Source organism: Micromonospora sp. WMMD708, assembly GCF_049315245.1.
GTDB lineage: Bacteria > Actinomycetota > Actinomycetes > Mycobacteriales > Micromonosporaceae > Micromonospora > Micromonospora wenchangensis.
This window is the reverse complement of sequence record NZ_CP186060.1, coordinates 2,773,104-2,784,610: the sequence shown is the minus strand read 5'-3', so window position 1 is coordinate 2,784,610 and position 11,507 is coordinate 2,773,104. Positions and strand designations below refer to the sequence as shown.

Sequence of the window (11,507 nt, the reverse complement as noted above, 5' to 3'; positions counted from 1 at the left end):
ATTCCCATGCGTCCACGAACCACCGGGGCGGCCCTGGTCGCCCTGTCCCTCCTGCTCACCCCGGGCACGGCGGCCCACGCCGCACCCGGCCGGACCGCCGACGGGGTGCCCCGGGCGGTCGAACGGCTGGCCCGGCAGACCCTGCCGGCCGGCGACGGTTGGGCGTCCGAGGGCCCCGGCACCACCGGCGGCGCGGCGGCCGGCCCGGACCAGGTCCACCTGGTCCGCAGCCGGGCCGACCTGGTCCGGGCGCTGGGCGGCGACAACGCCACCAACCGGAGCAACGCCACCCCGAAGGTGATCGTCGTGGACGGCACCGTCGACGGGTTCGCCGCCGACGACGGCCGCCTGCTCGGCTGCGCCGACCTGGCCGACCCGGAGTACAGCCTGGCGGCCTACCTGGCCGCGTACGACCCGGCGGTGTGGGGCATGGTGCCGCCGACCGGGGCGCTGGAGGCCGCCCGGGTGCGGTCGGTGGCCAACCAGACCCGGCAGACGCAGATCAACGTCGGCCCGAACACCACCATCGTCGGGCGGCGCGGGGCGGTCCTCACCGGGCTGACCCTGATGATCGACGGGGCCAGCAACGTCATCGTCCGCAACCTGACCTTCGACGACGCCCGGGACTGCTTCCCGGCCTGGTCGCCCACCGACGGCGCGACCGGCAACTGGAACTCCCAGTACGACCAGGTCTCGGTGCGCCGCAGCGAGCACGTCTGGGTCGACCACAACACCTTCACCGACGGCGACAACCCGGACAGCGGGCAGCCGGTGTACTTCGGCCGGCTCTACCAGGTCCACGACGGGTCGCTGGACATCACGCACACGGCCAGCCTGGTGACCGCCTCCTACAACCGGTTCGTCGGCAGGGACAAGCTGATGCTGATCGGCTCGTCCAACACGGTCGGGCCGGACGTCGGCCGGTTGAAGGTGACGCTGCACCACAACCTGTTCGACCGGGTGCTCCAGCGGCTGCCCCGGGTCCGGTTCGGCCAGGTCGACGTCTACAACAACTGGTACCGGCTGGCCGGCGACGACTTCGCGTACGCGATCGGGGTGGGCGTGCAGTCCGCCGCGTACGTGGAGAACAACTTCTTCACCCTCGGTGCCGGGATCGCCGCCGGTGACCTGCTGTACGACTGGGGTGGCACCGCCGTCACCACCCGGGGCAACTGGGTGGACGCACACGGCGCGCTGCCCCGCCCGGTCGACCTGGTGGCCGCGTACAACGCGACCCACGACCCGGACCTGGGCGGCGACGCCGGGTGGACGCCGACCCTGCGCACGCCGCAGGCGGTGCCCGCGCCGCTGGTGCCGCTGGTGGTGGGGCCGTTCGCCGGGGCCGGTCGGCTGCCGCTGTGAGCCTGGTCGGGCCGCGCCGTCCGTCGGCGCGGCCCGACCGCGGGGTCACCGCGGCAGGGTGAGCACCTCCGCGCCCTCGGGCGTGATGGCGACGGTGTGTTCGCTGTGTGCCGTGCGGCAGCCGGTGGCGCTGCGCAGCGTCCAGCCGTCGGCGTCGGTGACGAGGGAGGCGGTGTCGGCCATCACCCAGGGTTCCAGGGCCAGCAGCAGGCCGGGCCGCAGCCGGTACCCGCGACCGGGCCGGCCGGTGTTGGACACGTGCGGGTCCTGGTGCATGGTGGACCCGACGCCGTGCCCGCCGAACTCGGTGTTGACCGGGTATCCCGCCGCGTGCAGGACCGTGCCGATGGCGTGCGAGAGGTCACCGACGCGTGCGCCGGGGCCGGCGGCGGCGATCCCCGCGGCCAGCGCACGTTCGGTCGCCTCGATCAGCGCGACGCTCTCCGGGGGGCGGGTGTCGCCCACCAGGAAGCTGATCGCCGAGTCGGCGACCACGCCGCCGAGGGAGACGGCGAGGTCGAGGGAGAGCAGGTCGCCGTCGGCCAGGTGGTAGTCGTACGGCAGTCCGTGCAGCACCGCGTCGTTGACCGAGGTGCAGATGTAGTGCCCGAACGGTCCCCGACCGAAGGACGGCGCGTAGTCGACGTAGCAGGACGTCGCCCCGGCGTCGACGATCATCTGCTGCGCCCAGGCGTCGATCTCCAGCAGATTGGTGCCGACCGCGCTGCGGCCCTTGAGCGTCTGGAGGATCTCGGCGACCAGCGCGCCGGTGTCCCGTGCGCGCCGCACGTCGGTGGGGTTCAGGATCTCGATCATGCGGCGCCTTCCGTGGACCACCAATAAGTATCCCGGCCATGTTATCCCGGTACTAGAATCGCAGCCATGGTCAGGCTGCCGCTCACCCCCGCCGAGGTCGCCCGCGGACGACGCCTCGGCGCCCTGCTGCGCCGCGCCCGGGGGCACCGGTCGATGCTCGGCACCGCGCTGGCCGCCGGGCTGTCCCCGGAGACCCTGCGGAAGATCGAGTCCGGTCGGGTGGCCACCCCGGCGTTCCCGACCATCGCGGTGCTCGCCGACGTCCTCGGCCTCTCCCTCGACGCGGTCTGGTCGGAGATCAACCAGTCCGACGGCGGGATCGCCGTGCCCGACCCCGGCGAGCGGCTGGCCTCGTAGCCCTCCCGGGAGGCCCCTGCCCAGGGGTGGTGCCCGGCGGCGGGCCGGGACAGGGAGAATGACCGGGTGGTCGGGCTGCCGACCCCGGACGACGACGATCAGCGGGAGGTGGACCCGGGTGGCCGGTGGGCGCGACGTCGACGCGGACCGGCCCGAGCCGGCGGCCGCCCCCCGTCCGGCGGACGACCCGACCGGCACGGCACTGCCGTCGGCGTTCCGGACGGCGCTGGCCGCCGATCCGGCCCAGCTCTCCCCCGCCCGGGAGGCACTGCGGGCATGGCTCACCGCGGCCGGCGTCGACGAGGCGGACATCGAGGTGGTGCTGATCGCCGTCGGGGAGGCGTGCGCCAACGCCATCGAGCACGGCTACCGGTTCGCGCCCGGGGCGAGTGTCACCGTCTCGGCCCGGCTGCGCGCCGGGCGGCTGGAGGTCGAGATCCGTGACACCGGCGGCTGGCGACCGGGCCCGTCGCAGGGCGGCGACCGGGGCCGGGGACGACTGATCATGGCCCGGTTGATGGACGAGTCGCAGCTCGACGGCACTCCCGGCGGGACGACGGTTCGCCTGGTCAAGTACCTTTCCGGCCGGGAATGACGTGGTCACATGCCCGACGAGGGGGTCGGACCGACAGTGAAGATCGGCTATAAGTAGGCGATGGAGTTCCCGCCGTACCTCGCCACCATGCCGATGCACGCGATCACCGAGCTGCACGGCGAACCGGGCCTGCTCGCCCGGTTCCGGCTGGAGTTGCCGGCCTTCGCCACGGCCGACCGGGACCGGCTGGCCGAAGCCCTCGACCTGGCCGCCGAGCTGCACCGTGACGACCGGCGGTCCCGCGAGCCGTACCTCAACCACCTGCTGCGGGTGGCGATCCGGATGATGCACCACTACCAGGTGCGCGACCCCGACGTGATCGTCGCCGGGCTGCTGCACGACGCGGTGGAGGACCATCCGGGCGAGCTGGCCGGCGCGGGGACGGCCGACCCGACGGCTGCGGCGCTGGCCGCGCTGGCCGACCGGTTCGGCGACCGGGTGGCCCGGCTGGTCGCCGCGGTCACCAACCCGGTGTACGACCCGGAGCGCGACCCGCACGTGCAGTACCGCGAGCACGTCGCGGCCAGCCTGGACCGGGAGCCCTGGGCCCGGGTCATCAAGGTCTCCGACTTCACCGACAACGGGGTGGGTGTGGTCTACGCCGTCGGGCCGAAGGTCGCCCGCTCGGCGGCGAAGTACCGGCCGCTGGTGCCGGTCTACCGGGAGCTGATCGCCCGGCCGGACACCCCGCTGTCGGCACCGGTGAAGCGGCACATCTTCGCCCAGCTCGACCTGGCCGAGGAGCGGTTCAGCGCGATCCTCGACCACCCCAACTGACCCCGCCCCGCCGCGACGGCGGACCGGTGACGCCGGGCCGGGGGCAGGGCCGCTACGGCGGGTGGGCGCGACGGCGGGCCGGGTGGCGGCGCGGACGCTCAGCGCAGCGCGCCGCCGGGCGGGACGGCCACCCCGCCGCCGCCGAGGACGGCGTGCAGCCGGTGCCGCAGGTCGGGCAGCCGCTGCGGGGTGTCGCGCAGCAGCAGGCAGACCGGCTCCCGGGCGCCGGCTGCCACCCCGCCCACCACGTCGAGCAGCGTGCCGAGCTGCCCGGGCGGCTCGTCGGCCAGCAGCAGGCCCGCGTCGGTCACCTCGAGGGTGAGCGGGCCGGCGTCGAGCCGGTCGGCCAGCACGTCGGCGAGGGCGTCCCAGTTGCGGCCGAAGTGGCCGGGCAGGCCGAGGGCGTCGGTGAGGGCGTCGAACAGCGCGGGGCGGGTCCGGGCCGCCGCCCCGGCCACGGTGACCGACGGCGTCGGGTGCCCCGCCGGGCGGGCCTCGTCGGTCACCCGTAGCCAGCCCGGCTGGCGCTGTCCGGTCATGGTGCATCCTCCTGCTCGACGGGGCGGACCGGCGGACCGGCCCGCCCCGGGTGGTCCTCGGTCAGATCCGGTAGAAGTTCGCGTAGTGGTCGGGAGAGAACCAGGTCGCCCCGCTGCTCCTGTTCACCACGATGCGGTACGCGTCGCGCGCCGCGCCGGAGACCCGCGGGTAGACGTCGTACTCGTAGTAGGTGGCACCGGCGGGAAGCTGCCCCTCGTAGTTGTGGAACTGTCCGCCGGCGAAGTTCGACAGGCCACCGCTCCAGCTGTACCAGCCCCGGCTGGTCGGGAATCCCTTGGCCGACCAGCCGGAGCGGGCGGTACGGGCGTCCGCGCAGCGGGACATCGTGCAGGAGCCGTAGACCGCCGCCGACGCGGGATCGGTCAGCCTCGGGGTCACCACGGACGGTCCGACGAGCAGTGCGGCGACCAGGGCGGTCAGCAGCGCGAGGATGCCCGGCACCCGGCGGGCCCGGGTGCGCGGGGTCGGGGCGGTGGCGGGGGTGACGGGGTTCGCGGGAGTGCTCAACGGGTCCTCCGGGTCGCGGGGGCCGACAGGAATGCATCGATCAGGATGGTTATCCCGATCAGCCACATTCTGGCGGGAGGCGAACCCCGCCGACCAGAGGCCAGCCTGGCAACCGTGGGTGAACGCACCATGATCGGCACGCCACCGTCGGCTGAAATGCCCGGTGGAGGCAGACCGGGACCGGGCAGCCCCGTCGGCCGCCCGGTCCCGGTCGGGGTCAGCAGCCGATCCGGCTGGTGCCCAGGGCGACGTCGTCGTACCAGAGGGTGTCCGCGCCCTCGCCGTAGCTCTCCCAACCCAACTTCAGGTCGGTCAGCCGGGGCCGCCAGGTGCGGTTGAGCCACTGGCTGTCGATGTCGTGGGTGGGCACCCCGTCGGCGGTCAGCCCGGTGACGGCGGTGCCGTCGAGCCAGGTACGCAACTGCCCCTGGTTGCCGTCGACCATGAACTCCAGGCACGTCCAGCGCCCGGTGGGCAGCGGCACGCTCAACGCCACCCCGGCCGGGCTCTGCTCGGGCAGGGTCGCGTCGTCGGAGGCCCGGTTCCACTGCAACGCGCCGTTCTGGCCGCCCATCCGCAGGTCCTTGTTGCCGTCGGCGGCGTCGGTCATGGCCATCATGGTGATGTGCTGGGTCGGCAGGGCGGTGGTGTGGCGCAGCCAGATCCGGCCGTACCGGACGCTGCCCACCGCGCTGAGATCCCTGGTGGAGCGCACGAAGACGTGGTTGCAGTAGCCCTGCGCGCCGTCGATGCGCAGCGAGCGGCTGCCGCTGTGCGTGGTCGCCGTGTCCACCGAGGCCCGGCCCGTCCCGGAGCAGTCCGGGTTGACCACGCTCCAGTCGCCGGCCGGCGTGCTGCCGGTCTGGTTCTCGAAGCCGTCGCAGAGCACCGCCCCGGCACACCCGGCCGGCGGCGGCGTGGTGGGCGGCGGCGTCGTGGGGGGCGGGGTGGTGGGCGGCGGGGTGGTGGGCGGCGGGGTGGTGGGCGGCGGGGTGGTGGGCGGCGGGGTCGTCGGGGGCGGGGTGGTCGGCGGCGGCGTGGTCGTGGGCGGCGGCGTGGTGGTCGGCGGCGGAGCGCCGTTGCACGGTACGCCGTTGAGCGTGAACCCGGTCGGCGCGGCGGAACCTGAGGTGCTGGTGCCCTGGACGCCGAACTCGGTGGAACCGCCGGCCGGGACGCTGCCGTTCCAGGCGGCGTTGCGGGCGGTGACCGTCGTACCGGACTGGCTGACCGTGGCGTTCCAGCCGCCGGTGATCCGCTGCCCGCCCGGGTAGGACCAGGTGACCGTCCAACCGCTCAGGGCGGTGTCGCCCGGGGAGACCCGGACGTTGGCGGTGAAGCCGCCGGTCCACTCGTTGGGCTGGTAGTCGATCCGGCAGCCCTGGGCCGCCGAGGCGGTGCCGGCGAGCACGGTGGTGACGGCCGCGGCCACCGTGACGGTGGCGGCCACGACGGCGGTGATACGGGTACGGGAGATCCTCACAGGGGTCCTTCCGGCTGGCCGTCGGTGTGGACCGACGGCGCGGGAGCAGTGACGTCGCTCGCGCGTCGACGCGCCGTGTCGGCACGTGGACAACAGCCCGGCTCAGGCCAAACAGCCGCCCGGCAACTCGGCGGCGCCCCGGACCCAATGTAGTGATGGTTGCCTATGGAAACAAGTGCGTCGTCGAGGTGCGACGATGGCCGATCAACCGGACCCTCTCGCTGATCTCGTCGACGGGTACGACGGCATCCACGAGAGCGCGCACGGCGAACTCGGTCGGTTGCTCCGAGCAGAGCACCGCCTTGCCCAGGGCATGCGCGTAGCCCACCTCGATGCAGACACTGACCCCGGTATAGCCACCACTCGCGATCACGTAGACCGCATCGGACCTGGCGACCTTGGCGAGGAACTCATGGGTCAGCCGGAACTTGTCCGCCTCCCCGACCACGACGTGCTCCTCGTTGTAGTCGAATCGCGGGGTGTGGACGGTGAGTCCCGTCGCCTGCAGTGCATCGACAGCGCGCTGTGCCAGGTCGTAGAACTTCGAACTGCTGCACACCGTCACCGAAGAAATCACGCTGCCTCCGTCACCTGCTGCGAGTTGCCCACATTCTCCACTCTCCGCCGGCAGGTCAGGCGGCTTTGAAGACCGTGTCGAGGTGCCACTCCAGGAACTCGGCGCGGGGTCGGTCACCGCGCCGTCCGGGTACACCGATCTGCGTGCCCGCCTTGGCGTAGAACTGGTCGCCGTTGCCGAATTCGCTGCGCAGCCGAGGGCTGACCAGCAGTCGGTATTTCGGATCCACGCCGAGGTAACCCCTGTCGAACAGGATGTGGACATCGGACTTGAGCAACAACCCGTTGTCGACGCGATGCTCCCCGCCCACCGGCAGAGGCCGGATGTGCGCCGCCTGCAGGACCGGGCGCACCCGGTTGCCGGTGATCGCGCACCGTCGTTCGTAGGCACCGAGCACCACCGCCTTGAACGACTGCTGACCCAGACGCTGCGGCACCAGGCGGGGGTCGCCGTATACCGGGCCAGGCCGGTGCCACGGTGCCGCCAGGTCGAGTTCGACGGTGGTGCCGATGAGGCGGTGGATCAACAGTTCGAAGTATCCGGCGACCGAGGCGTCGGCCAGGTCGTACGTCTTGCCCTGCACCACGCTGGAGGCGAAGCCGGGGGGCGGGTCGACGGTCGAGTCGTCGGGAAAGAAGACCACGTCCCGGACGAAGATGCCGCCGATGACAGGGTCTTCGTCGGGGCCGATCGGCTGCCGTCGGTAACGTCCGACGCTGCGACGCATGTCGTCAAGACTGGCGGCCCCATTGGCCTCGCCGAACAGGTCCCATGCCTCCGAGATCCGCAACTGCGTGAATCCGCTGAAGAAGCCTCCGCCGACCACCCGGTTGAGCGGGTGGTGAGCCTTGAAGAAGAACGGCTCACCTGCGGTCAACGCCCGAAACCCCCCGCCCGACGGCCGCCAGAAGTTGACTTCGGTCAGGCCCGGACGCGCGGCCAGGTAGCGATACCACTTCTCGTCCGTCACCCCGACGAATGCCTTCACACCGAAGAGGATTCACCGAAGATGATCTCGCCACCACCAACCGAACGGCCATCTCGGGAATTGACAGTCCACAACTCCCGAGAACCACCCCGGCCGGTCGACACGATCAGACCGACCGGCCGGGTACAGCTCAGCGGCCGGCGGTGAAGCTGGCGCAGTCGGTCTCGTCGGGCAGTAGCGGGCGGAAGGTGACCGCCCAACGCTTCCCGCCGGAGGTCCACGGCGTCGACTCGTTGGCCCTGCCGGCGGCGGCGATCACCTGCTGCACGGCGGTGCCGGTGACCGTCACACAGCCCAGGTCGAGGCCCTCGCCGAGGCTGGCACCGGGCAGCGCCGGGCCGGGCCATTCCATCCTGGGCTGCTTCGCCGTCTCCGGCGTGGCGACCCACGGCCCGGCCACCGCCGCGATCGCGGTCGGCTGGTACGGCTGCGTCGCCGCGCCCGCCGGGTCGGTCACCTTGTCGGCGAACGCCCGGAGCTTCTCGCGGGCGGCCTGCTGGGCGGCGGTCAGGCCGGCCTCGGGGCCGGTCGCCTCCCCCAGCGCGTAGACCTCCAACTGCTCGGTGCCCACCGGCCCCCGGATGGTGAACCGGGTGGTGGCCACGTCGGTGATCTTCGGCGTGCCCACGTCGACCGCACTGCCCACCCCGGCGGCGCGGGCCTGCTCGACCCACTTCGCCACCTCAGCCGCGCTGATCGTGCGGACCTGGATGTTGGGCAGCGCCGGCCCCGGATAACTGAGGACGGTCGGCCCCTGCGTGATCACCCGGCCGTCGGCGTAGACGCTGACGGCCGGCAGCCGGGTCACATTCGTCTCCGGCCGCACGAAGCCGCCCGTGTAGTCGATCCGCAGCACCGGCACGTTGGCGGGAAGAGAAGTCGGGGCCGCATCGGGCGCGACGCCCGCCCCGTCCTGCCCCGCACAGGCAGCAGTGAGCAGAAGCACCGGCGCGACCGCCGCCCACACACCTCGAAAACTCGTCATACCCCCTTCGACGCACCCAGACCCCCCACGGCTCCCCCCATTTTTCCGACTCCTTTCCGCCTCCACCCCGCTGATCAAGACGCCCTGCCCAGCTCAACCAGCCCCGCTCATGATCAAGTTGCCGAAATGCAGACGACACGCCGAGCAGGGTGCGACAAATCGCAATACGATCTTGGTGCTTCGTGGCAGAGCCTTGGAGCACGCGGGGGCCCGCCCACAAAGGGGGTGGCGTCCACGGGGGCGACACGTGGCGGCCGTGCGATCAAGCTCGACCTCCCGAACGACGCACGTTTCCTGATCACCGGGCACGCCGCCCGACCGAGGCGGGCAAGCGCCGCCAGGTGAAAGTGAGGCATGGACGACTTACATGGCGCGAACCCGCCATGCGCCCGGTGATCAAGAGGTTCGCGTCATCAGGAAGATCAAACTTGACACAAACTTCTTGATCACCCGGGCAGGTCGAATCGGGCGGAGCGGAGCAGGGCGGCGGGTCAGAGAGGCGGGTCAGGGTTCGCGCATCCAGAGCTTCGGGTCGTTGACGAAGACGCCCTTGCCCTGTTGCCGTCGAATGATCCGCAGCGCTTCGAGCCGGACATATGCGAGCTGGACGGTCCCGTAGCTGACGCCATAGGCCGCACGAGTCTCCGCCACCGAGGGCAGCCGGTCACCTGGCTTCAGCTTGCCAGTCCTGACGTCGGCTACAACCTCGTCGGCGATGCGTAGGTATTCGGCTGATTCGGGCATGTCACTCCTCGCGTGGCAACCCGAATTTGATCACAACCTAGATGCTTGAACAATGTCCTTTGACTTCCCTATGTTCACTGGTTATGTTGAACGAGAACCGCTCCTCGCGTGGCAACGAGAGAGGGGTTTCCCCTGGTCGGGGCGGGTGTGTGTGCCCGTCCCGACCCCGTCCGGCTGCTCTGCCGTCGTACCGCCGAAGTGGGCTGCGACCGCCGAGCCGGCGGGTCGTCCTCAGCCGGCGGCGGACGACCCGCCCTCCAGCACCACCGAAAGGACCCCTCCGCCCTCCCCCAGCACCGGAAAGGACCCCCGTGGCCCAGGTGTATCGCGGTGGCCAGCCCTACGGGACCGGTCACCCGGCCCTACTGACCCCCCACGAGGTACGCACCCACGAGTTCCCGCCCCGTCGACGCGGCGTCGACCCCGCCGAGGTACGCCGGTTCCAGTCCCGGCTGGCCGACGAACTGGCCGCCCTGCACCAGGAGATCCGCGCCCTCGCCCGGGAGAACGACCGGCTCAAGCGGGCCCTGCGCGACTGGCAGGCCCGGCACGCGCGAGACTGCCCGCCCACGAACGGCGGGCACTGGTGAACGAACGCCCCCGCCCCGGCGACCTGCTGATCGTCGACCGGGCCGCCTCGGTGCAGTTCACCGGGGAGCGTGCCCTGCGGCTGCGGGTGGTGTCGGTGTCCGACCGGCCGACCTACGACGGATGGGTCTGGCTCACCGGCTACGTGCTCGACCGGCGCGGCGAGGCCACCGCCAAGCGGGAGGTCTTCGTCCGGCTCGCCGGCCTGCGCCCCGCCGCCACGACATCATCACCCCGGGGCGGTCGACGCACCACTGGCTCACCCCCATCGGTGACCGGGGTGGGGCGACGCGCTGTGGCACCACAGACCCACTCCGCTCGACACACCGCCGGCCCACCGGGCGTCGGCAGGCGCGCCGACCGCCAGGCGGCCGGGCCCGACGGGGCCCGTCGGTGAGGGCGGGTCTCCGGCGGGCGCTCCCCGGGCGGCACCCGCCTGTCAGGCGTCGGCCGCGGCCTCGGCAGGATGCCGTTCCGGCTGACCCTGGCGGGCGCGCAGGAACGGGCCCAGGCCCATCCCGTCCTCGGTGGCCAGGAACGCGCCGCGTGCGGTCAACAGGGTCTCGTCGGCGTGCGCCATGCAGCCCCACACCGTGTCACCCCATGAGTCGGCGAGCTTGACCTCGGCCGGTTCGGGGCAGGGCTCGCCGCGCCGGCCGCCGATCTGGCAGCGGGCGGGTGCGCCGCCGCGCCGACCGACCGCCTCGGCGGCCTCCCGGATCAGCGAGAACCGCACCTCGTCGCCCGCGTGCGGGTCACGCTCCTGCTGCAGTACGGCCTGCCGCTGCCCGAAGGCGACCACGTTGCCGTCGGGGTCGGTGACCCGGCACTCCCCACCCGGCGCATGCTCCGGGTAGCCGGCCTTCTGCACGGGGTGCCCGGCGGCGGCGAGCCGCTCGGCGGTCGCCGTCAGGTCGTCGACGTAGAGGTAGACGAGCAGGGGCAGCTCGACGGTTACCAGGCGCGGGGTGACCGCCGCCAGCAGCAGCGTCAACTCCCCGCACCGCAGGTACGACCAGTGTGATCCGCCGTCGCCGCCGGCCCGGATCTCGGTGTAGCCGAAGTTCTCGTAGAACCGCCGGGCCGCGTCGGCGTCCGCCACGTACAGCACCGGCACCTGGGCCCGCACACCACTTTGCACGGCGTCACTCTAGCCACCGCTGATCG

At 72.4% G+C, this 11,507-nt stretch carries 15 protein-coding genes; 6 read left to right on the top strand and 9 right to left on the bottom strand.

Annotation, left to right across the window (positions count from 1 at the left end; genetic code table 11):
* Positions 1 to 6: 6 nt before the first annotated feature.
* The gene (locus ACN260_RS12200) at positions 7 to 1,362 is read left to right on the top strand and encodes a pectate lyase family protein (RefSeq protein WP_422756074.1); all 1,356 of its coding nucleotides are present in this window, start codon (positions 7 to 9) and stop codon (positions 1,360 to 1,362) included.
* 45 nt (positions 1,363 to 1,407) lie between these two features.
* Here ACN260_RS12200 and map read toward each other — a convergent pair whose 3' ends face one another.
* Positions 1,408 to 2,178, bottom strand: a complete 771-nt coding sequence (gene map / locus ACN260_RS12195) for a type I methionyl aminopeptidase (protein WP_422756073.1) — start codon at positions 2,176 to 2,178, stop codon at positions 1,408 to 1,410.
* Between the two features lie 66 nt (positions 2,179 to 2,244).
* On the opposite strand from map, the gene ACN260_RS12190 reads away from it, so the two are divergent.
* The 3 genes from ACN260_RS12190 to ACN260_RS12180 all read left to right on the top strand — a co-directional run bounded on the left by ACN260_RS12190 (position 2,245) and on the right by ACN260_RS12180 (position 3,907).
* Positions 2,245 to 2,535: a helix-turn-helix domain-containing protein gene (locus ACN260_RS12190; protein ID WP_357930007.1), complete on the top strand. Its 291-nt coding sequence runs from the start codon at positions 2,245 to 2,247 to the stop codon at positions 2,533 to 2,535.
* Positions 2,536 to 2,653: 118 nt separating this feature from the next.
* The gene (locus ACN260_RS12185) at positions 2,654 to 3,130 is read left to right on the top strand and encodes an ATP-binding protein (protein ID WP_422756072.1); all 477 of its coding nucleotides are present in this window, start codon (positions 2,654 to 2,656) and stop codon (positions 3,128 to 3,130) included.
* Between the two features lie 60 nt (positions 3,131 to 3,190).
* The gene (locus tag ACN260_RS12180) at positions 3,191 to 3,907 is read left to right on the top strand and encodes an HD domain-containing protein (RefSeq protein WP_422756071.1); all 717 of its coding nucleotides are present in this window, start codon (positions 3,191 to 3,193) and stop codon (positions 3,905 to 3,907) included.
* A 98-nt stretch (positions 3,908 to 4,005) separates the two neighbouring features.
* Here ACN260_RS12180 and ACN260_RS12175 read toward each other — a convergent pair whose 3' ends face one another.
* The 7 genes from ACN260_RS12175 to ACN260_RS12145 form a co-directional block, all read right to left on the bottom strand.
* On the bottom strand, positions 4,006 to 4,446 hold the full coding sequence (locus ACN260_RS12175; protein WP_422756070.1) for a barstar family protein: 441 nt from the start codon (positions 4,444 to 4,446) through the stop codon (positions 4,006 to 4,008).
* Positions 4,447 to 4,507: 61 nt separating this feature from the next.
* Complete coding sequence (locus ACN260_RS12170) at positions 4,508 to 4,975, bottom strand: ribonuclease domain-containing protein (protein ID WP_422756069.1); 468 nt, start codon at positions 4,973 to 4,975, stop codon at positions 4,508 to 4,510.
* A gap of 217 nt (positions 4,976 to 5,192) precedes the next feature.
* Positions 5,193 to 6,458, bottom strand: a complete 1,266-nt coding sequence (locus tag ACN260_RS12165) for a cellulose-binding domain-containing protein (RefSeq protein ID WP_422756068.1) — start codon at positions 6,456 to 6,458, stop codon at positions 5,193 to 5,195.
* Between the two features lie 163 nt (positions 6,459 to 6,621).
* A complete protein-coding gene (locus ACN260_RS12160) occupies positions 6,622 to 7,035 on the bottom strand; it encodes a hypothetical protein (protein WP_422756067.1) in 414 nt (137 codons plus the stop codon).
* A gap of 55 nt (positions 7,036 to 7,090) precedes the next feature.
* On the bottom strand, positions 7,091 to 8,023 hold the full coding sequence (locus ACN260_RS12155) for an HNH endonuclease (RefSeq protein ID WP_422756066.1): 933 nt from the start codon (positions 8,021 to 8,023) through the stop codon (positions 7,091 to 7,093).
* A gap of 130 nt (positions 8,024 to 8,153) precedes the next feature.
* On the bottom strand, positions 8,154 to 9,008 hold the full coding sequence (locus tag ACN260_RS12150) for a hypothetical protein (protein WP_422756065.1): 855 nt from the start codon (positions 9,006 to 9,008) through the stop codon (positions 8,154 to 8,156).
* Between the two features lie 504 nt (positions 9,009 to 9,512).
* The gene (locus ACN260_RS12145; RefSeq protein WP_422756064.1) at positions 9,513 to 9,752 is read right to left on the bottom strand and encodes a winged helix-turn-helix domain-containing protein; all 240 of its coding nucleotides are present in this window, start codon (positions 9,750 to 9,752) and stop codon (positions 9,513 to 9,515) included.
* A 311-nt stretch (positions 9,753 to 10,063) separates the two neighbouring features.
* On the opposite strand from ACN260_RS12145, the gene ACN260_RS12140 reads away from it, so the two are divergent.
* Both ACN260_RS12140 and ACN260_RS12135 read left to right on the top strand, forming a co-directional pair.
* Positions 10,064 to 10,342, top strand: a complete 279-nt coding sequence (locus ACN260_RS12140) for a DivIVA domain-containing protein (protein ID WP_422756063.1) — start codon at positions 10,064 to 10,066, stop codon at positions 10,340 to 10,342.
* Positions 10,339 to 10,737 (top strand): hypothetical protein, encoded by a 399-nt coding sequence (locus tag ACN260_RS12135; RefSeq protein ID WP_422756062.1) that lies wholly within the window; start codon positions 10,339 to 10,341, stop codon positions 10,735 to 10,737. Before ACN260_RS12140 ends, ACN260_RS12135 begins: the two co-directional genes overlap by 4 nt.
* Positions 10,738 to 10,779: 42 nt before the next feature.
* Here ACN260_RS12135 and ACN260_RS12130 read toward each other — a convergent pair whose 3' ends face one another.
* Positions 10,780 to 11,481, bottom strand: a complete 702-nt coding sequence (locus ACN260_RS12130; RefSeq protein WP_422756061.1) for a VOC family protein — start codon at positions 11,479 to 11,481, stop codon at positions 10,780 to 10,782.
* Positions 11,482 to 11,507 lie beyond the last annotated feature (26 nt).

What these genes read in the sequence shown, in the direction of transcription:
- map (WP_422756073.1), bottom strand. Translation starts at nt 2,178, where the DNA reads ATGATCGAGATCCTGAACCCCACCGACGTGCGGCGCGCACGGGACACC.
- ACN260_RS12180 (WP_422756071.1), top strand. Translation starts at nt 3,191, where the DNA reads ATGGAGTTCCCGCCGTACCTCGCCACCATGCCGATGCACGCGATCACC.
- ACN260_RS12145 (WP_422756064.1), bottom strand. Translation starts at nt 9,752, where the DNA reads ATGCCCGAATCAGCCGAATACCTACGCATCGCCGACGAGGTTGTAGCC.
- ACN260_RS12200 (WP_422756074.1), top strand. Translation starts at nt 7, where the DNA reads ATGCGTCCACGAACCACCGGGGCGGCCCTGGTCGCCCTGTCCCTCCTG.
- ACN260_RS12190 (WP_357930007.1), top strand. Translation starts at nt 2,245, where the DNA reads ATGGTCAGGCTGCCGCTCACCCCCGCCGAGGTCGCCCGCGGACGACGC.
- ACN260_RS12175 (WP_422756070.1), bottom strand. Translation starts at nt 4,446, where the DNA reads ATGACCGGACAGCGCCAGCCGGGCTGGCTACGGGTGACCGACGAGGCC.
- ACN260_RS12150 (WP_422756065.1), bottom strand. Translation starts at nt 9,008, where the DNA reads ATGACGAGTTTTCGAGGTGTGTGGGCGGCGGTCGCGCCGGTGCTTCTG.